The 16,839-nt window shown below is 57.3% G+C and carries 25 protein-coding genes; 19 read left to right on the forward strand and 6 right to left on the reverse strand.

Annotation, left to right across the window (positions count from 1 at the left end):
- Positions 1-16: 16 nt before the first annotated feature.
- On the reverse strand, positions 17-598 hold the full coding sequence (locus RS9916_RS05775; RefSeq protein ID WP_007098356.1) for a nucleoside triphosphate pyrophosphatase: 582 nt from the start codon (positions 596-598) through the stop codon (positions 17-19).
- A gap of 84 nt (positions 599-682) precedes the next feature.
- Here RS9916_RS05775 and RS9916_RS05780 point away from each other — a divergent pair, with 84 nt between their 5' ends.
- From RS9916_RS05780 to RS9916_RS05815, 9 genes are all read left to right on the forward strand, one after another.
- The gene (locus tag RS9916_RS05780) at positions 683-1,087 is read left to right on the forward strand and encodes an Npun_F0494 family protein (RefSeq protein WP_007098358.1); all 405 of its coding nucleotides are present in this window, start codon (positions 683-685) and stop codon (positions 1,085-1,087) included.
- 108 nt (positions 1,088-1,195) lie between these two features.
- Positions 1,196-1,888 (forward strand): hypothetical protein, encoded by a 693-nt coding sequence (locus tag RS9916_RS05785; RefSeq protein WP_156777481.1) that lies wholly within the window; start codon positions 1,196-1,198, stop codon positions 1,886-1,888.
- A gap of 125 nt (positions 1,889-2,013) precedes the next feature.
- Complete coding sequence (locus RS9916_RS05790) at positions 2,014-3,504, forward strand: cobyric acid synthase (RefSeq protein WP_007098360.1); 1,491 nt, start codon at positions 2,014-2,016, stop codon at positions 3,502-3,504.
- Positions 3,501-3,740: a 2Fe-2S iron-sulfur cluster-binding protein gene (locus RS9916_RS05795; protein WP_007098361.1), complete on the forward strand. Its 240-nt coding sequence runs from the start codon at positions 3,501-3,503 to the stop codon at positions 3,738-3,740. The genes RS9916_RS05790 and RS9916_RS05795 overlap by 4 nt, the downstream gene beginning before the upstream one ends.
- Before the next feature lie 48 nt (positions 3,741-3,788).
- The gene (locus RS9916_RS05800; protein ID WP_007098362.1) at positions 3,789-4,346 is read left to right on the forward strand and encodes a hypothetical protein; all 558 of its coding nucleotides are present in this window, start codon (positions 3,789-3,791) and stop codon (positions 4,344-4,346) included.
- Between the two features lie 9 nt (positions 4,347-4,355).
- On the forward strand, positions 4,356-5,252 hold the full coding sequence (locus tag RS9916_RS05805; protein ID WP_007098363.1) for a DMT family transporter: 897 nt from the start codon (positions 4,356-4,358) through the stop codon (positions 5,250-5,252).
- 18 nt (positions 5,253-5,270) lie between these two features.
- A complete protein-coding gene (locus tag RS9916_RS14830; protein WP_007098364.1) occupies positions 5,271-5,435 on the forward strand; it encodes a hypothetical protein in 165 nt (54 codons plus the stop codon).
- Positions 5,432-6,175 (forward strand): MBL fold metallo-hydrolase, encoded by a 744-nt coding sequence (locus tag RS9916_RS05810; RefSeq protein WP_007098365.1) that lies wholly within the window; start codon positions 5,432-5,434, stop codon positions 6,173-6,175. The genes RS9916_RS14830 and RS9916_RS05810 overlap by 4 nt, the downstream gene beginning before the upstream one ends.
- Positions 6,176-6,190: 15 nt before the next feature.
- Positions 6,191-6,856, forward strand: a complete 666-nt coding sequence (locus RS9916_RS05815) for a secondary thiamine-phosphate synthase enzyme YjbQ (RefSeq protein ID WP_007098367.1) — start codon at positions 6,191-6,193, stop codon at positions 6,854-6,856.
- Positions 6,857-6,878: 22 nt separating this feature from the next.
- Here RS9916_RS05815 and RS9916_RS05820 read toward each other — a convergent pair whose 3' ends face one another.
- A complete protein-coding gene (locus tag RS9916_RS05820; RefSeq protein ID WP_038023367.1) occupies positions 6,879-7,103 on the reverse strand; it encodes a hypothetical protein in 225 nt (74 codons plus the stop codon).
- Positions 7,104-7,180: 77 nt separating this feature from the next.
- On the opposite strand from RS9916_RS05820, the gene RS9916_RS14400 reads away from it, so the two are divergent.
- On the forward strand, positions 7,181-7,330 hold the full coding sequence (locus RS9916_RS14400) for a hypothetical protein (RefSeq protein WP_007098369.1): 150 nt from the start codon (positions 7,181-7,183) through the stop codon (positions 7,328-7,330).
- A 24-nt stretch (positions 7,331-7,354) separates the two neighbouring features.
- Here RS9916_RS14400 and RS9916_RS05825 read toward each other — a convergent pair whose 3' ends face one another.
- The gene (locus RS9916_RS05825; RefSeq protein WP_007098370.1) at positions 7,355-7,591 is read right to left on the reverse strand and encodes a hypothetical protein; all 237 of its coding nucleotides are present in this window, start codon (positions 7,589-7,591) and stop codon (positions 7,355-7,357) included.
- A gap of 471 nt (positions 7,592-8,062) precedes the next feature.
- Between RS9916_RS05825 and RS9916_RS05830 the strand changes: the two genes are divergently transcribed.
- Positions 8,063-8,221 (forward strand): hypothetical protein, encoded by a 159-nt coding sequence (locus RS9916_RS05830; protein WP_232199531.1) that lies wholly within the window; start codon positions 8,063-8,065, stop codon positions 8,219-8,221.
- 46 nt (positions 8,222-8,267) lie between these two features.
- Here RS9916_RS05830 and RS9916_RS05835 read toward each other — a convergent pair whose 3' ends face one another.
- Positions 8,268-8,483: a Nif11-like leader peptide family natural product precursor gene (locus tag RS9916_RS05835; protein ID WP_007098372.1), complete on the reverse strand. Its 216-nt coding sequence runs from the start codon at positions 8,481-8,483 to the stop codon at positions 8,268-8,270.
- 158 nt (positions 8,484-8,641) lie between these two features.
- Here RS9916_RS05835 and RS9916_RS05840 point away from each other — a divergent pair, with 158 nt between their 5' ends.
- From RS9916_RS05840 to RS9916_RS14405, 3 genes are all read left to right on the forward strand, one after another.
- Complete coding sequence (locus tag RS9916_RS05840) at positions 8,642-8,884, forward strand: hypothetical protein (protein WP_007098373.1); 243 nt, start codon at positions 8,642-8,644, stop codon at positions 8,882-8,884.
- Between the two features lie 154 nt (positions 8,885-9,038).
- Positions 9,039-9,416: a hypothetical protein gene (locus tag RS9916_RS05845; RefSeq protein ID WP_156777482.1), complete on the forward strand. Its 378-nt coding sequence runs from the start codon at positions 9,039-9,041 to the stop codon at positions 9,414-9,416.
- A gap of 274 nt (positions 9,417-9,690) precedes the next feature.
- A complete protein-coding gene (locus RS9916_RS14405; protein ID WP_156777483.1) occupies positions 9,691-10,002 on the forward strand; it encodes a hypothetical protein in 312 nt (103 codons plus the stop codon).
- A gap of 37 nt (positions 10,003-10,039) precedes the next feature.
- Here the strand turns inward: RS9916_RS14405 and RS9916_RS05855 are convergent, their stop codons facing one another.
- Complete coding sequence (locus RS9916_RS05855) at positions 10,040-10,696, reverse strand: response regulator transcription factor (RefSeq protein WP_232199532.1); 657 nt, start codon at positions 10,694-10,696, stop codon at positions 10,040-10,042.
- Positions 10,697-11,228: 532 nt separating this feature from the next.
- On the opposite strand from RS9916_RS05855, the gene RS9916_RS05865 reads away from it, so the two are divergent.
- The gene (locus RS9916_RS05865; protein ID WP_007098378.1) at positions 11,229-12,416 is read left to right on the forward strand and encodes a hypothetical protein; all 1,188 of its coding nucleotides are present in this window, start codon (positions 11,229-11,231) and stop codon (positions 12,414-12,416) included.
- Between the two features lie 230 nt (positions 12,417-12,646).
- On the opposite strand, the gene RS9916_RS05870 is transcribed toward RS9916_RS05865, so the two are convergent.
- Entirely contained in the window at positions 12,647-13,075 is a 429-nt protein-coding gene (locus RS9916_RS05870; protein WP_156777484.1) for a hypothetical protein, read from the reverse strand.
- A gap of 85 nt (positions 13,076-13,160) precedes the next feature.
- On the opposite strand from RS9916_RS05870, the gene RS9916_RS05875 reads away from it, so the two are divergent.
- The 4 genes from RS9916_RS05875 to RS9916_RS05890 all read left to right on the forward strand — a co-directional run bounded on the left by RS9916_RS05875 (position 13,161) and on the right by RS9916_RS05890 (position 16,654).
- Entirely contained in the window at positions 13,161-13,856 is a 696-nt protein-coding gene (locus RS9916_RS05875; RefSeq protein WP_007098380.1) for a hypothetical protein, read from the forward strand.
- 82 nt (positions 13,857-13,938) lie between these two features.
- The gene (locus tag RS9916_RS05880; RefSeq protein WP_007098381.1) at positions 13,939-14,328 is read left to right on the forward strand and encodes a hypothetical protein; all 390 of its coding nucleotides are present in this window, start codon (positions 13,939-13,941) and stop codon (positions 14,326-14,328) included.
- A gap of 248 nt (positions 14,329-14,576) precedes the next feature.
- On the forward strand, positions 14,577-16,250 hold the full coding sequence (locus RS9916_RS05885; protein ID WP_007098382.1) for a hypothetical protein: 1,674 nt from the start codon (positions 14,577-14,579) through the stop codon (positions 16,248-16,250).
- Positions 16,251-16,357: 107 nt separating this feature from the next.
- Positions 16,358-16,654 (forward strand): hypothetical protein, encoded by a 297-nt coding sequence (locus RS9916_RS05890; RefSeq protein ID WP_007098383.1) that lies wholly within the window; start codon positions 16,358-16,360, stop codon positions 16,652-16,654.
- Positions 16,655-16,839 lie beyond the last annotated feature (185 nt).

Below are 16,839 nucleotides of genomic sequence, written 5' to 3' on the forward strand. Positions count from 1 at the left end.
AAAAGACAACAGCCACTCAAGCCAGCCAGACGCGCAACAACGGCAGGCTGAGGCCGATCACATTGGAGTAGCAGCCATCCAGTCGCTCCACGCAGCTGCCACCCCGCCCTTCCAGCGCAAAGCCACCAGCGCACTGCAACGGCTCTCCAGTGGAGACGTAGGCCTCAAGCTCGGCGTCGGTGAGCTCGGCGAACAACACGCGTGTGGTGACGGCGATGCAGCGATCTGTCGCTTCAGGCCCTGCAGCAGGGCCCGCCAGCAGGCAGTGCCCGGTGTGCAGCTCCCCCCAGCGGCCGCGCATGCGTTGCCAACGGGCGATGGCCTCAGCCGCATCGGCGGGTTTGCCAAACACCTCCCCGTCAAAGGCCAGCACGGAATCGCAGCCGAGTACAGCGGTGACTGAAGCGTCGTCCCCACCAGCCCCGAGGCGTTCGCGCACTGCCGACGCTTTCGCCTGGGCCAGCTTCTGCACCAACTCTCTGGGATCGTCGGCATGGATGCCATCTTCATCCACACCACTGACCATCACACGATGGGGGATGCCGGCCTGCTCCAGCAGACGGCGCCGGGCGGGGGAAGCAGAGGCCAGAAGCAGCACAGGAGGAGTCCAGCTGCGGGGAGTCTGCCAAGCCCGGAGTGCTCCAGCAGGGTGATTCAACGGAGCCGCGCCTGAACGCCGAGAATGCAGGCCGAACCACCCCCAGCTTTGACCGCTTCCGCCCAGTGCCTTCTGACTGAACGTTCGCTGCAACGGGCGCGACAGGCCATGCGCTGTCTGCCCTTCTCGCGCGAGTTCTATACCGTTCTGGAACAAGGAGCCCTGAGCAGCGGTGAGCTTTCAAGCCGCACGGACTGGGGTGAGCTCTGCCGCAGCCGGCTGAACCGCTCCCGCACAGAAGACGAACTGATCTGGCTGATCCAGCTAGGGGTGCTGCGCCGTGAGGTGGATGGCCAAGGACTGACTGAACGGGTCCGACTCACCCCCATGGGCCGTGACCTGCTGCACGCCTGGCCCGGAGCCATTCCTGCAGCCGCTCTGCCCCAGCGTCTTCAGCACTGGTTGCGCCGCCGCCGGCCCAGGCTGTGAGCCAGATCACCGACGCCGGTCATTGAGGTCCGGAACTTCACCGGCAAGTCAAGAACACTCATGGGCACGGAAGCGGTTCTGCGCTTCACCCACCTGCACCAAGGACCCATGACCCTGTTCTCCTCCGCATTGAAAGCCACCCTGTTGGCCGCCATGACCCTGCCGGCTGCCGCCCTCACGGCACCTGACATGGTCGAAGCCAAAACCCCCTTCGCGTCTCGCATTCCCAACAACATTCCCAACAGACTTCCCAAGCCGATCAAACCGGAGCTGCGAGATCCGCGGCCCGTCAACCTGGCGATCTGCGATTGGCGCGTGGACTGGCAAATCAGCAGGCCTGGCGACCACATGCGCAGCTATGTGGCCAAAGCCAGGGGACACAGCAGCTACGTGGCTCCCGGCCGGTATGCCTCAGGTGAATACATCCGCACCAAACCGATCCTCACCAACGTCGGCAGGGGCAACTGCAAGCCAATGCTGCTGACCACAACGATGGGAATGAAGGTTGACGGCACTGTGGGCGGCCCCCGCAGCCGCCGCGATTCCAATTCATCGGTGTGCCTTGGCGGCGGACCCAATCGGGAGATCTTGCCTGGCGGGACCTGTCATGGAGCCATTTCTGTGATTCCGGCCCCATGCCCCATTGGTGGTGGCTACACCTACGCCAAGATCTCCTGGAGGCCTTACCAGAACAGCTGGACAATGCGTCGCAATGATCCCGACGGCATGGCCACCAATCGGAATCACATCACGCAAGTGAAATTCACGACCTATCGGTCCGCGGGAGACAGCTGCCGCTGAACGCTCTCTGATCGCAACGGACAACCGTCCACAGGCCTGCTGGCCTGTGGACGGCTTTTGCGGTTCACCGCGTTCAGAGACAATCGAAAGCACCAACAGCAAATGAACGGTTGCATCGCCCCTTGATGGTGTTGGGCACCAGCAGCGGTGCCGGCAAATCGCTGATGACGGCCGCGCTCTGCCGGGTGCTGAAACATCGCGGTGAGACGCCGCTGCCCTTCAAGGGGCAGAACATGAGCAACAACGCCTGGGTTGACCAGAGCGGTGGCGAGATGGCCTACTCCCAGGCGCTTCAGGCCTGGGCCGCCGGCCTCGAACCGCAATGCGCCATGAATCCGGTGCTGCTCAAACCCCAGGGCGATTCCACCAGTGAACTGATACACCTCGGCCAATCGGTAGGGCGCGCTCGCGCCGAGACGTATTACGAAGAGTGGTTCCGCCCAGGCTGGGCCGCAGTGCGCCAAGGGCTCCAGAATCTCCAGGCCGATTACCCCGAGGGACGTCTGGTATTGGAGGGGGCCGGCAGCCCGGTGGAGGTGAACCTGCAACGCCGCGACCTCACCAACCTGCGTCTGGCGCAATACCTGCGCGCCAATTGCCTGTTGGTGGCCGACATCGAGCGGGGAGGGGTGTTCGCGCAGATCGTCGGCACCCTCAACCTGCTGAGGCCGGTGGAACGCCCTCTGATCAAAGGCATCCTGATCAACCGCTTCCGGGGGCGGCAATCGCTGTTTGATGAAGGTCGCCGCTGGCTTGAAGCCCACACCGGCGTACCGGTGGTTGGGGTGATGCCCTGGCTGGATGAGCTGTTTCCGCCGGAAGACTCCCTCGACCTGCTGGAGCGAAGGGGCCGTAAACGCGGCGCCGAGCTGGAGATTGCGGTGCTGCGGCTGCCGTCGCTCAGCAACTTCTCTGACCTCGACCCCCTGGAAGCCGAGCCCACGGTCCAGTTGCGTTGGCTCTCACCTGGCGAGGAGCTCGGTCAGCCCGATGCAGTAATCGTGCCAGGCAGCAAACAAACGCTGCGGGATCTGGCCAGCCTGCGCAACAGCGGGTTGGATCAAAGCCTGCTCCGTTATGTGCAGACAGGCGGCCAGCTGGTGGGCATCTGCGGAGGCATGCAACTGCTGGGGCGCGAACTCCACGACCCCGATGGTCGCGAAGGCGGAGCAATCGACAGCACCTGTCCGGGCCTGGATCTGCTGCCGCTGCGCACCAGCTTCACAGCCACCAAAGCGCTGAGGCAACGCCGCAGCCAGGCCCACTGGCCTGCTTCTCCAGACCATGAAGCGCTGATGCTGGAGGGGTTCGAATTGCACCGCGGGAGCACCACCGCGCTGGAGAGCTGCGCACCGCTGTGCTCCGATCCAGAACTCGGTTGGATCAGCGGCGACCAGGCTCAAGGAGGCGTGGTGATAGGCACCTACCTCCACGGCGTGTTTGAAAGCGGCCCCTGGCGGCGGCGCTGGCTCAACCTGCTGCGACAGCGCAAAGGACTTGCCCCCCTGAGCGAAAACCAACCCCACCACAGCCGGCAGCGGGACGCGCTGCTGGAACGGCTTGCCGATGCGTTCGAAGCCCATGTGAATCTGGGGCCGTTACTGGAAGGGCCATGAGCACGGTGCGCATCCAATGGCCCGATGGGCGCAACAGCGAGCACGCAGTCGGTCTGGATTGGTTGGCGGCCGCCAAAGCGGCAGGCGTCTCGATTCCCACCGGCTGCATGGGTGGAAGCTGCGGCGCCTGCGAGATCGAGGTGAATGGCACCATCGTGCGGGCCTGCATCAGCACCGTGCCAGGGAGCCCTAGCGGTGAGCTGCAGGTGGAATTTTCCAGCGATCCTTATTGGTAGGTCGGTTCAGCGCTCGTTTCTAAACTGACCTCTCACCAAAACAAAAGCATGGGCAGATTCACGCGGTGGCTGGTTGTTCTAGGAGGCTCATCGCTCATTGCCGGATGCTCACTACCGACACAATTCAAGCCCAACCAACTGAATCTGCCGCAGTCGTTCAACCTGCCCAACAGCCCGCAGGTCAAACGGGTTTACTGCTCGATTAAATCGATCGGCATTGATCTGCACTTCAACAGTAAAACTGGCCAGCTCTATACGTTCAACGAATCCAATCAATCCCTCGAGCCCTTCAGCCTCGAGAAAGAAATCCCATTTACCGAGTTTTTCCCCGAAGGCGCCCTGAGCATGGGGTTGATGGGCATTGGCGGCCCAGAGGGTCGTTTGGAAGATGGAAATTTGGCGATCAAAGTGTTCGACAAGACCGATCCCAAAAACTCAGTCAAACTCCTGATCAACCTGGACACCCTTCAAGCCAAGCTCGATCTGAGCAACATTGGCACCGGGTACAACGCACCCAGCCAACAGGATGCCAATGCAGCGAAAGCGTTCGTGAGCAAGTCTTTGACCTGCGAATACATCAACCCACAAACCACAAAACTCTCGTAACGCAGAGCCATGGTGGGAATCCTTGCTGGTCTCGTCGCAGCTCTGGCTTGGACTGTGGCCAGCAGCCTCTGGCGGGGATTAAGTACCTCGCTCACGGCTCTGCAGCTGAACGGGCTGAAAAATGCGATCGCCTGTGTGGTGCTGTTGCCAGTGCTCATCGCCATTCCCTGGGGAGATCAGCCCCAGGTCTGGCTGCTGTTGTTGCTCAGTGGCGTGGTCGGGATCGCCCTAGGGGACAGCTTTTACTTGGCAGCTCTGCGCCGTCTCGGCACCCGGCGCGCCCTCACCGTTGAAGCCCTCGCGCCCCTCGTCGCTGCCATCAGCGGCTTGGTGTGGATGGGAGAAGCGGTCAGTGCTGCCACCTGGGCAGGCGCAAGCTTGGTGAGTGCCTCAGTGCTGATCGTGGCGCGGCAACGACCGCCGGAGCACACCTCAGCATCCGACCGACAGGGCGCCAATCAACTGCTGGGAATCGGTTTGGCCCTCTTGGCGGTCGTTTGCGGTGTGGGCGGGGCCGCCCTGTCTCGCAGCATGCTGCTCAGCGCAACCGTGCCCCCGCTGCAAAGCGCTGCCGTGAGGCTGCTGGGGGGATTGCTCGCCCTGTTGCCCTGGCTGACCTGGCGCTGGCAACCACCCTGGACCAAGACACGACAAGCCGGGCCTCAACCCCGACAACAACGGGCGCTGACGGTGATCACCGCCACCGTGCTGGGCACCAATCTCGGCATCCTTCTGCAGCAAACCGCACTGCAACAGCTGCCCCTCGCCGTCGCCATCACGCTGCTGAGCACAGCCCCAGTGATGGCGTTGCTCGTGGCAAAGAGCGAAGGCGACAAACCCCAAGTCGCAGGCTTCACCGCGTCCTTACTGGCGGTGGGCGGCGTGGCCCTGGCCATGCTGAACTGACGCAGCTCCTGTAGAGCCATGACTGCTCGCCGCTTGTTCTTGCTGTTCGGTGCTATCGCCGGCCTGATCGCCATGGTGGCCTGGATCGGTGAGATTGATCTCGGAATCGAAGACTCCGTCGCTCCACCAACCGATCAGCCGACCAACCCGCCAGGATCGACGCCCACGACGTCCAAGCCATGAGCCCGGCCTCGACAGCCACGTATTTCGGATCCAACAGCTGGCTGCTGGAACTCGCTGGGCTGCGGGTGCTCGTGGATCCCTGGTTGGTGGATGCCCTGGTGTTTCCCCCTGGCCCATGGTTGCTAAAGGGAGAACTCCCCGAGCCATGGCCCATCCCTGAACCGATCGATCTGTTGTTGCTCACCCAAGGGTTGGCCGATCACGCCCATCCCGCCACCCTGGCGCTACTGCCCAAGGAGTTGCCCGTGGTGGGTTCACCTGCAGCCGCCAAGGTGGCCGAAGGCCTGGGCTTCAGCGATGTTGTCGCTTTGCGGCCGGGCGACACCCACGCCCATCACCAGCTCAACATCCAGGCCACCGCTGGCGCCCGCGTGCCCCTGGTGGAAAACGGATACCTGCTGGATTGGGCGGATGGGTCCCTTTATCTCGAGCCCCATGGGGTGTTGGATCCAGCCCTCGCCAAACGGCCTGTGAACACCGTGATCACTCCAGTGATCGACCTCGGGCTGCCCCTGGCCGGCAACTTCATCACCGGTGCCAGTGTGCTGCCGAAATTGATCGAGCAATTTGAGCCGCAGCAGGTGCTGGCCAGCACCACAGGAGGGGATGTGCGTTTTTCCGGGTTGATTAGCCGCTTTCTAAGCGCCGATGGTGGAGAAGCGACGAACGATCAGCACGATCAACGGGTCACCATCCCTGTGCCAGGGCAACCCGTCGTGCTGTCTCAGGCGCAGTGTTGAAACCTTGAGCTCGCAATGAAACAGGTTCTGCACCAACTGGTGATTGCCACACCGGGGGCGGGGTTCACCCGATTGAACGAACAGCTGAACAGCTGGATTCGCAGCAGCGACATTCAATTAGGGGTGCTGCACCTCACCTGTCTGCACACCAGCGCCAGCCTCACGATCAACGAAAATGCTGATCCCCGTGTACTGGACGACCTCAGCGCCTGGATGGATGCCGTGGTGCCGCAGGACGGCAAAGGACCGCTGAACGGCCAAGGCCAGCGCCGTCACTACAAGCATGACGACGAAGGGAACGACGACATGCCCGCGCACATCCGCACCGCACTCACCAGCCAGACCATGACCTTGAGCGTGGAGGACGGACGGTTGTTGTTGGGGATGTGGCAGGCCGTCTATCTGTGGGAGCATCGGGCCATGCCGCACAGGAGACGCGTGGCCTGTCACCTGATCGGGGAATGCGACGCGACTGCAGCTGCACCGCAGGAGACAGGCACAACTGCAGCAGCGTCAGCACAAACCCTGATGAACCTCCGCAGTGGAGAACGCATCAACCGCGCCGTTCAGGAACGCTTTGACCCCACGGCCTGGGAGCGGGATGGCGGCATTGACACCGACATGGATCTGCTGATCGACCGGCTTCATGAGATCAGTGACACGCCGTCAAATCCCGAATGAACCGTCGGCGAAGAGTCACCGCTTAATCGAGCCGGCGCTGCACACGCTCATCAGGTTCCACAAGCTCAATCGGTGGCAATGGCGATTGACGTCGCACCACCACCGTGCCCCCATGGCGGCCGCGGTACGCATAGTCACGCTCAAGCCCGAGAGGCGGCAATCGCCGCCTGGCATAGAGGGTGGCATTCAGCCAGATCAACAACAGGATGACCCCAAAGGCAATCCCGACCACAGAAGGTGAGCTCATTGATCAAGGCCCAGCGAGCACTTCCAGACAATGCCGGGGATCGCGGCTAAAACGCAACCAATGTGCCGCGGGTGTGAATGGAACGAGCTGACGCAAACGACAACACCGTCGAACTGAGCCCCGAACTGGTCAAAGTGCTGGATCAGCGCCAACGCGACTGGGGCGCACGCAGCAGGGGCGAGGTGGTGGAAATGCTGCTGGGCTGGATGAAAAAGAAATCCGCTTAACCAACGGCAGAAGTCTTCAAGCCCCTACTTGGGTCGCTTGAAGGTGTAACAACCACCGTGATAGCCAGTGAACGGTTGGGCATAGGTCATCAGCTCCCAGCCCTGGTCTCCCAGCTCATTCATCAAACCCACCAGAGTCACCCCATTCTGGGGATGGCTACGGGAAATCAGCTGCCGGTCATCAAGCCAGAGTTCTTCGATTTCGCCCGTCCAGCTCTTACCCCTGGGGACAAAGCGAAGCTGAGTGTATTCCCACTTCATCAAGGGGCAGAACCGAGTTGGAGCGTGACTTTAACCGCCCCATAGCCCCCCAAGCACAGGCCTGTAATCAGGCTGCTTGCTCGTCGTCAGCAGCTGGAACTTCCTCCTCGGAACGGAGGAAGCGTTTGCGCTGAGCTGATTCGTATCCAGAGAGCTCAGTCTTGGAAAGCTTTTTCGCCTCAACTTGGTTGCACTTCATCAATGAAGGATGCATTCCTCGTCTGCTCATCTTCGCCACCGCTGTTACAAAAACGCGTCTAGGGCTTCAGGCCCTTCACCCCCTAAGGGTCCCACGAGTGGCCAGAGCACAACAGCCCCAAGCCTGAAGAATGCCTTAAGAGTGGCCAGCAAACTGGCGGCCAGCGCTTACCCGCATGAAAAACCCACCCACGCCACGTAGATCCCAAGCCATCTGGCCAAGCAGGACCGACCAAGCTTGCGGTGAGAATGGGGGGATCCATTCCGATGGCAATGAGCGATAGCAGCAAAGACCGGAACTACTGGATCGATGAGATTGCTTTTCTTGAGGCTCGCCTGAACGGGAGCCAAGGGGACATCGACAACGATGATCGGGCAGCATGCGAAGAGGCCCTGAAGGCCGCGAAAGCCAATCTCGCCGCCAGTCGATGAGCCAACTCCGACGCCAGACGAGGCGTCGGCCCAATGGAACCTGCGCTCACCCGCCATCCCCTGCAGCGGCCACCGCAGCTTTTAAAACGTCCAGCGACTGGCCATTCAAGAGTTCGGCAACGGCGTCCTCGTCGAAAACAAAGCCAGACTCCTGAGCCAAAGCAACAACGCAGCTTTCACACTTGGCGTCTTGAAATCGGGCCTGGATCGCAGCATCACCTCTGACCTTCTCCAGAAACGCCTGCAAAATCTCTTGGCTCATCGCCGAAACTCAAACATGAACGGACTCAACGAAAGCTAGATACAGCAGGCCCACCTCGCTTTGAAGACGGAACAGCGCACGCCCTCGAGACAACAAAAGGGAACCAACCCTTGGAGTGAGCTGATTAAGATGGTTGGCTACACCTTTGGTTGCAATCGATGGACTTCACCGTGGTCATCCTTAACGAGCATGTGCCTGCATATGCGGGGATCACCTGGAGTGAATGGAAAGACAGCAATCGCAAACAAATGAGAAGCGAAGGCGATAATTGGTCAAAAGCCACACTCGCAGGAAACGATATTTGGGACTGTCTTGACAAGAACAAGATCAATCGACTTCATCTCGTGCAATGGAAACCTGAGGCCGACACGCTTTACAAAGTGAGCCTGCCGGATCGGTAGAGACCAGCTCTACTGCGACATCGATCTGACATTGCCGTAATCCAGAGACCAACAACTTCAATCCATGAAATTCTGTTTAGCCACAGCCGCTGTGCTTCTATCGACCACTCCCGCGCTGAGTGCAGATTTTATTTATTTGGAGTGCACAACTGAGATGACCGTTGAATCCACTGGAATCAGCGCAGGCAAACCAGTGAAAAAGACCGAGAAAAAATCCGACACCGCGTTTTTTAAAATTGACACAAATGGCAATCGATTCGCGTCCTATAACTCTTCCTCAACACAAGACGAGCTGAAGTGGGACGAAGCAACCATTACTGAAGACGAACTCAGCGCGAACATGTCAGAAAAGAATGAGCTAATGGAAGCCAGCGGCGTGCTGAATATTGAACTCCAACCACCAGGTCAATTGACCTCCCAGATGTCGGCCGTTGCTTTTGGAATGATGACAACCGACATCGACGTCACTGGAGATTGTGAGGCCATCGACGAGTCTGCATTTGAAGAAGGCTTGAAAAAGCCCTCAAGCTGATCGATACATCAGCTTGACCTCGACCAAGCTTATCCCTGCGCGACCAATCAACCCGTCAAGATCCAAACGCGCGACACATGCAACGGACAAGCCCCGGCCTTGGCGGGGCTTGTAATTGGCCCATTTCTGTGGGCCTGAACATCGCTATAACGATGTGACAAGTGGCGTGCCGCATGAAACGCCTTTCCTTCGCTCTAGGTTCAACCATTGCCTTAACAATCGCCGCGAGCTGGGTTGAGATGGCTGTGCCTGCCCAAGCATCCAAAGGCATTGCATGGCAAGACTCTCTGATTCAGTCAAACGACAAGAAGACGCAAATTTGGCTCAGAGACTTTCAAATCGGAGCCGTGCTTGGGACGCCGTATTACCGCAAGGGGGCTCCTCGCTACCTGACCAGTTTGACGTCATAGCAGCAACCAACAAACAATTTGTAAAAGAATTTGCCTTTCGTGCCGATCAAATTGTGAAAACAAGACTGAAAACCGGCCTCCCAACTCTGATTGGAATGGTCTATATCTATGAATCAATAAAACGAATCTGCCCAGAAGTGGACCGCTTTCATTGGCTCAAGCAAACGACAAAATAGCCGAAGAAAAAGAGATCAGGCCTGCCTAGCTCGCTGCTTAAATGCCAGCCCTGATGGCCTTGATCACAGCTTGGGTGCGATCCTTCACGCCCATTTTCCCGATAATCGTACTCACATGACTTTTGACAGTTTCAGAACTAATACAGAGTGACTCGCTGATTTCTTTGTTACTCATACCACTGGAAAGCACTTTCAGCACCTCCATCTCCCGATCCGTGAGGTCTGGCAAGACTTCGAACGCCTCATAGCCAGCAACCGCCTTCACTTCTTTTGGGTAATAGTTCCCACCGTCTGCAATCGCCGCCAGCGATCGGATGAAATCACCGTCGACTCCCTTAGCAAGGGAGCTGACAAACATCACACCTTCGACAAAGGCTTCCAGCGCCTCACGCACAACCGCTTGGGATTCCCGATGCAAAAAAACGAGTGTTCGCGTCTTAGGGCTGAACTCCTTGACATGGCGGGCAAGGCTTAATCCATAGCCTTGCTCCAAATGCTCAGTCACAAACAGAAGATCTGGGCTGTTGTGCTGACAGGCTGCCGCTGCCTCTGATTGGGTGGTGTAGGCACCAATCAAGGAGTCACTGATCAGCGGAACAAGGCTGAACGACGCGAGCGTCAGCAAGTCACCCATGCAGGCAATCGTGCGCTGACCAGACAGCAGTGGCTTGCCAACCTCCAACGCGGCCTGCATCTGGGCGGAACGAAGCGGAAACTCCATACCTTCACGAGCATGTCCCCCATTGTGTTCAGGGAGTCGTGTTCAGAACAGAACGCACGAGGGAGGTGGCGATCAGGGTACCGAAGGGATGGTGGAAAGGTCTCGAATCAACACGACGTGATGCACCCTCACCCCTCAAGAACGTACCTCTACAAACGCGTGAAGCTGGCTCACGAACCTGGGCGAAAACGACGCGGAACAAGCACTGTTTACCGATCGACAGGCAAGGCAACTTCAAGACGCCACACCGAATCGTCATCCTTCCGTTCCCAAGGAAGCCGCCTTTCGATCAAGGACACGGGCAGAGTCAAGGCATGGCAAACCTGAAACGCCGGGATCTCAAATCCAGGCGTGCCTTTGATCACACACCAACTGAGCAAGGTCGCCAACATGGCCCCATGCCAAAGAAGCACAAAAAACAGGCCTCAATACGCTCAAAACCTAGTGTTTACTGGACTTTGCTCAGAATCAAGCGGTACCATTTGGTCAATATCTGGTACGGCCTATGCTAGCCCAGTTCACCGATAAGCTCCGAGAGGACTACGGCGATCAGGTCGGGGGCATTCGGCTGCGACGCGCCAAGCGCAGTGGGAAAGAGGTCTTCTCGATCCTGTGGAACGACGGAACCAAGGCACGCTCACAGCAGGTCAAGGCCACTAACGAGCTGGAGGCCTACGAGGCTGCCAAGCAATTTCTAAAAGAGGTGACGGGCGAGGTAAAGCCCACAGGGGACGCGGTTCCACCGTCTGGCTTGATGCGTAGAACGCTGATCGCTGCACTCCGCGCCAATGAAGGTAAGGGCATACGGCAGCAAACAGAAGATTCAAACGCCAGAGCACTGCATCGGGTAGCTGGATACATCTCGGAGCGTGGCTTACTGCTCAATAAGGAGTCATTACTGGAAGCCATCAAAGCGACGGATATCACCAAGCGTGAAAGGCGGTCGGCGATACAAGCAGCGAAGGCATTAGCAGAAGCAGGTCAGATCGCCCTGGTCGTTCCAAAGGCCCTTTACTTCGAATCGCCAGAACCTCTCAAGAGGGAGCTACGCCTTCATGAGCGTGCAGTGATCAACAAAACACTGCGGGAGGATATCGAGACGCTGCCACCGTATGCGCGATGGATGTTCCGCGTGGTTGCCTGCACAGGAGTCAGGGCCAATGCCTGCTTCTCGATGGAAATTCCCAATCATGAGCTGACAGCAGGAGCCTCCCTCTATTACGTGGATTCCAAGCGGTCTAAAAAGAATGCTCTGGTCAAAGCTGAGACAACTCCAAGCCTGGTTTGGGATGACCAGTCCATGTGGAACGTGTGGCGGTTATGGGAGATCCCAGAGGAAATCAAAGAGCTTCAGGTTTTTGGGAGGCGGCCCACTAACGAGGAATTGGTTAAGCAGAACAACATGACCTCAGATGCACAGCGTGCTTTAAGGCGGAAGCTGCCTGAAGCGAAGGGACTGGTAACCATGCGGATGCTGAGGCACCTCACTGTAATGAGACTGTTTAAGCATCCAAAGATCGGGAGCGACAAGGATTATCTAATCGCTAAGATTGTTTCCACTAGCGTCGACCAGCTACGGAAAACATATAGCCAGCTTTATACAAACCAAGCGACCAGTATTGTCGGAGATGCTTTTGACTTCACGATCAGAAGCTCAGAGGATGACGTTCGCAGAGCCCTGGAGAACCTGTAACCTACTTCAGGCCAAATAGCTCATCCCAGGAGATCAAGTCCCCATCCGAACTCTTCGATGATTGCATCACAACTTGCTGGTCTGCGTTCGCGGCAGTGTTGCATGGCTGTATCGAAGATCGCCCTGGCCTGGTCGGGCGGGATTGACGATGGGAGCGTGAAGCACCGCTCAAGGTGTCGCTTATCGTTGACCATGATTTGATATCGCGTGATGATTGATTATGCATAGGTTCAGGATTCCATTTCGCTGGCAAAACTTGTAATCTCAAGCGGCAGTACAGGGAACTCTTCCAGCTGTTCTGCTGTGACTGTTTGAATTTCACCTTTAGGGATTGGCCGCAATCTTTCGTCGTCCATCTCAACGTCTAATGCGATCAGGACATTCGCGATTCCTGGCGTAGTTAGTATAATTTCCGTTGGAAAGAGATGAATGGTGTCTTTGGGAAATTCGATGCTGTATTCCTTGTATCGGCGATCGTAAGCTCCCAGGTCAATATTGTCGTTGAATAGGCAGCCGCTGCTAAAGACTAATGCGCTTTGTGGTGTGCTTCGCGACCACTTGATCTTCGCGCCATAGCTCCACTTTGTGCCTTCAATGCGCCATGTGGTTTTGTGTTCCTTCCTTGCCTTCATCCGTTTCCAGATTGTTTGCCGTGCCATTGGGCTCATTTATTCACTGGCCTAGTATTCCGTTGGCCTAATTCCTGCTGCTCGAGAAACCTTTTAGGCACACTATTTTCAGTTAATGGGTGCTGAGATGGCGTCGAATTCTGATTTGTTCCTGCAGGCCTGGGCGGGTAAGACTAATGCTCAGAAAGAAGCTGAATTGGGCAAAGCTTTAACACCTGACCAGCGCACAGATACTTTCTTGGCGGCATTTGCGACGCCTGCTGAGGCCAAACTTCCTACTCCAATTGTTGGCCAGAACTGGAGATGGGACATGGTAAAGCTCGCCAAGCTGAGTCCAACTGAGCAATATATGCTCACTCAATATGAAGGCTGCAAGTATAGAGATTTGCCTTCATGGATCCAGGACGGGGGTTACGTCAAGATCAGCGATTCTGAAAAGAAGTATCAGCGCGAAATGCTGAAGGAAACTGGCTTAACGCAGTCCGAAAGAAACGAAGTAGTTGATCATGCCGCCATTCATATCGGTGCACTAGGAGACATGCTGCAGCGGGAAGTGTTGAAAGGTAGCAAGGCTCTTGAAAGCGAAATTGATCGTTGCATTGAGCGCTTTGGCAACGATCTTGTTATGACCATGCTCGAGGAGATCGATCCTGCTGGCGCCGCTGAACTAATCAAGGTGCAACAGATACGGGCCACTACTGCTGCAGCCAAGGATGAGCTGGAGCTGGTAAGCAACCAGGAAGCACAGGTACGCGCTGAGATCAAAGAGGCTCAGGCCGCAATTGAAGCCATGAATGCTGACTCTGCCTAAGCGATATCTCTACGGAAGCCATGCAGGCGGAACTTACCCGTCGTGCATCGATGGCTACTCACCAAGCCGCAGAGGCAGGTGAATGAGCCCTTACAACACCAAGATTGGGGAGGTCTACGTCAACAAATACGGCCTCAGGGAGGTGCTCAGGACCACCACTAGATCCAGGACTAAGCCATCGGCAATCGACAAGTTAGACAGGATTTGGCTCTCGCACCCGCATGGTGCATTGCTGCCCAGTGTAGATACAACCCATGTTCGTATTACCTGCGATCGGGTCGAGCCACACGGCTGCTGGGTTATTACTTTAGGGTCAGACATAGTAGAAATCGACAACTCCTATGCAGGGCAGCGGTTCGACTACGTGATTCCGCTGATCGAGGGTGCTGCGATCACCACAACGTTGAACGGTATGCAGCGTGAGAATGCAGCTGAGATCTACATCCAGGAGTTAATTATCGAGGACGGTTGATGGGTACGAATACCAGGCATTTTAAGATCGACAGCTCAACGCCGCTCCGCAAACAGGAGGGGGAGAGAGAATCTGCCTATCGCCTATTTCTGCGATGGAAGGAACTGGAGTGGTGCAGCGATGAAGAATTAGCGGCCGACAATGGCAAGGTGTCTTGGGAGACAGTTCGCCGATACAGGGTTGGTTTCAAATGGGCTGAACGAAGGGGTCTCTATTTAGCCCGACAGCAACAACCAGTCCACGAGCGGATGTACCCGCTGCCAGAGAAAGAAGCACCAGTCAGGGCAAAGAAGCGCCGCAGATCAGACGCAACCGTCACCAACAACGGCGACACCCTGTTGCCTCCACCGCCACGGCTGGAGATGGGGCTCCACGAATTTGCCCTCCGTTACGCAAGGGTGGTCTGTACAAAATTCACCATGGACAAGGTGATGAATCTCCTGCTGACAGAGCTGGAGAAATGGGTGGAGGGAGAGACCGAGTTCCTGATGCTTGTGCCTAGCCCACGAGCTGGAAAGACGACTGCTGCAATTTGCGCAATGGTCTACAGCTACCTTCGCTACCCCACTAGGCCACAGATCCTGGTGAGCGCTTCTGGCCGCCTAAGTGCCATCTCTTGCCAGAACATGAAAACCCTTTTCGAGGTGGCCTGTCCGCCTGGATATGGACTCAGCTCATCGGACAAAAGCAAGCTGCAATGGCGTGGGAACTGGGAAGGCGCGGGACTGCAATACGCCGCCAGTAGAGGGGGTGCTCTCCTCGGCCTCTCCTCCGTGAGGACGCTGATTGATGACCCGCTGAGCAGTGTCACGGAGACCGAATCAACAGAGATCATGGCCACCACCATGAGGCAGGTCACCACTGACGTTCTCAGCCGTAGAACACCCTGCAGCTATGACCGCAGCTCGGGCATTTGCCTGGTGAGTCAGCGCTTGGCTGCCACCGACATCGTGGCCGAACTTGCCTCCCGCGATCACAACAACGAACGCGATGGACTGCCCACGACACCATGGAAAGTGGTGGTCTCTCCATTCGTTAGCCCCACCAAGGAAGAGCAGGCCAAGATCGTTGGCAACCTGCCCGCCTCGTGGCAGATCCTGCAGCCTGAATACGGAGAGCCAGGCACACCAGTGTCAGAGCGATTCGATAAAGACTTTGCCCGCGTGCTCCAAGCACAGATGAGCCAACGTGATTATCGGGCTCTGTATATGTGCGACGTCAGCTCCGATAACGAATGGTCCGCCTGGAAAGATCGCTACCTACAGGAGGTGGAGGCCGAAGACGTCCGCGTGACCGCCACGTTTGCTGCCCTGGACATGGCGCTGATTGGCGGGGATGGAAGGGACTCCTCAGCCCTGGTTGTCGGTGGCGTTCATGAGGATGGAGTGATCATTGTTGGCATTCATGAGCTAAAGGGAGAGGTTGATCAGCAACTGGGGCAGATCGTTGAGCTAGCCGAGCGGTATCGGTTCCACACGTTGGGTGTTGAGCAGGCGGCCTCGGGAAGCTGGGTGATGAAGTCTCTGAACAACAGCATCCAAGGGAAAAGCTTCAATGTCGTTCCTCTCAGCCACCAGGGAAAGAACAAGGGCGCCCGACTCAACGACATCCTGGGTCCTGCTGCCAGTGGCAAGTTCTATATCCAGAAGGGGTTAGAGCTCACGCCTGTCCTGCAGCAACAACTCAGACTGATTGCCCGCACGAATGGCCGCACAAAGAAGCACGATGATATTGGTGATGCCGCCTGTTACTGCCTGTCCTGGATCTGGGGGCATTGGTGCAAAGCAGGATGGTCGCCCACTGCTGTGTCATGGCAATCGGGACCTGGTAGCCAGCCTGGAATTACAGAGGTCACCTGGGGAAGGGGCGTAGCCAGTAAGAGGCGCGGGCTGGATGGGGTTGAGCGTTATCAGATTTGGTAGCGAGGAAACCTATGGGGTAACTCTTCAAAATCACCATGAGTACTCCAAGAAGCCAATCCCAGGGAATCTTCCCAAGCCGCGCCAGTACAGACGACGATGCGGGACTCTTGACCACCAGCTTTCAACCCATCGTTGGATTGCAGTCGGCAAAGACCGCGCAAATTAATGCCGTCGCTACCTTTGCGGCCGACACCGATGAGGTGATTATTCAGGTCCAGAAAAATGGGGTAACCAAGAATCTGACCTTTGGCTGGAACGATTTCAAAGATCTGAACCAGACCAGCTTCCTGTCAGGTGAATACCGCTTGGTGGCTTACGTTCGCGGCTACGGCATCACAGCGGCCCGCGTGGGACTGTCTTCGACTGCCACCAACATCCGTGCTGATTTCAGCGCTGTTTGCTGATCGGGAACCTAGGTGGGACAGCCAGTTGAGGGCCTCGTTTCGGCGGGGCCTTTTTTATTGACCGCTGCTATGACTGCTGGAGAGACCGTTGCCAGCTATGTCCAAGGAGCAAGACAAGAAGGAGTTGTCGGGGGACGAGCTAGAAGGCTCAAGCAGACAGGTCGAAATTTCAGAAGAGGCGCTGG

The organism is Synechococcus sp. RS9916, from assembly GCF_000153825.1.
Lineage (GTDB): Bacteria > Cyanobacteriota > Cyanobacteriia > PCC-6307 > Cyanobiaceae > Synechococcus_C.

Excerpts from the sequence above, each read along its gene's own strand:
- RS9916_RS05780 (WP_007098358.1), top strand. The coding sequence starts at position 683 with ATGCAGGCCGAACCACCCCCAGCTTTGACCGCTTCCGCCCAGTGCCTT.
- RS9916_RS05785 (WP_156777481.1), top strand. The coding sequence starts at position 1,196 with ATGACCCTGTTCTCCTCCGCATTGAAAGCCACCCTGTTGGCCGCCATG.
- RS9916_RS05790 (WP_007098360.1), top strand. The coding sequence starts at position 2,014 with ATGGTGTTGGGCACCAGCAGCGGTGCCGGCAAATCGCTGATGACGGCC.
- RS9916_RS05795 (WP_007098361.1), top strand. The coding sequence starts at position 3,501 with ATGAGCACGGTGCGCATCCAATGGCCCGATGGGCGCAACAGCGAGCAC.
- RS9916_RS05800 (WP_007098362.1), top strand. The coding sequence starts at position 3,789 with ATGGGCAGATTCACGCGGTGGCTGGTTGTTCTAGGAGGCTCATCGCTC.
- RS9916_RS05805 (WP_007098363.1), top strand. The coding sequence starts at position 4,356 with ATGGTGGGAATCCTTGCTGGTCTCGTCGCAGCTCTGGCTTGGACTGTG.
- RS9916_RS14830 (WP_007098364.1), top strand. The coding sequence starts at position 5,271 with ATGACTGCTCGCCGCTTGTTCTTGCTGTTCGGTGCTATCGCCGGCCTG.
- RS9916_RS05810 (WP_007098365.1), top strand. The coding sequence starts at position 5,432 with ATGAGCCCGGCCTCGACAGCCACGTATTTCGGATCCAACAGCTGGCTG.
- RS9916_RS05815 (WP_007098367.1), top strand. The coding sequence starts at position 6,191 with ATGAAACAGGTTCTGCACCAACTGGTGATTGCCACACCGGGGGCGGGG.
- RS9916_RS05820 (WP_038023367.1), bottom strand. The coding sequence starts at position 7,103 with ATGAGCTCACCTTCTGTGGTCGGGATTGCCTTTGGGGTCATCCTGTTG.
- RS9916_RS14400 (WP_007098369.1), top strand. The coding sequence starts at position 7,181 with ATGGAACGAGCTGACGCAAACGACAACACCGTCGAACTGAGCCCCGAA.
- RS9916_RS05825 (WP_007098370.1), bottom strand. The coding sequence starts at position 7,591 with ATGAAGTGGGAATACACTCAGCTTCGCTTTGTCCCCAGGGGTAAGAGC.
- RS9916_RS05830 (WP_232199531.1), top strand. The coding sequence starts at position 8,063 with ATGAGCGATAGCAGCAAAGACCGGAACTACTGGATCGATGAGATTGCT.
- RS9916_RS05835 (WP_007098372.1), bottom strand. The coding sequence starts at position 8,483 with ATGAGCCAAGAGATTTTGCAGGCGTTTCTGGAGAAGGTCAGAGGTGAT.
- RS9916_RS05840 (WP_007098373.1), top strand. The coding sequence starts at position 8,642 with ATGGACTTCACCGTGGTCATCCTTAACGAGCATGTGCCTGCATATGCG.
- RS9916_RS05845 (WP_156777482.1), top strand. The coding sequence starts at position 9,039 with ATGACCGTTGAATCCACTGGAATCAGCGCAGGCAAACCAGTGAAAAAG.
- RS9916_RS14405 (WP_156777483.1), top strand. The coding sequence starts at position 9,691 with ATGGCAAGACTCTCTGATTCAGTCAAACGACAAGAAGACGCAAATTTG.
- RS9916_RS05855 (WP_232199532.1), bottom strand. The coding sequence starts at position 10,696 with ATGCAGGCCGCGTTGGAGGTTGGCAAGCCACTGCTGTCTGGTCAGCGC.
- RS9916_RS05865 (WP_007098378.1), top strand. The coding sequence starts at position 11,229 with ATGCTAGCCCAGTTCACCGATAAGCTCCGAGAGGACTACGGCGATCAG.
- RS9916_RS05870 (WP_156777484.1), bottom strand. The coding sequence starts at position 13,075 with ATGGCACGGCAAACAATCTGGAAACGGATGAAGGCAAGGAAGGAACAC.
- RS9916_RS05875 (WP_007098380.1), top strand. The coding sequence starts at position 13,161 with ATGGGTGCTGAGATGGCGTCGAATTCTGATTTGTTCCTGCAGGCCTGG.
- RS9916_RS05880 (WP_007098381.1), top strand. The coding sequence starts at position 13,939 with ATGAGCCCTTACAACACCAAGATTGGGGAGGTCTACGTCAACAAATAC.
- RS9916_RS05885 (WP_007098382.1), top strand. The coding sequence starts at position 14,577 with ATGTACCCGCTGCCAGAGAAAGAAGCACCAGTCAGGGCAAAGAAGCGC.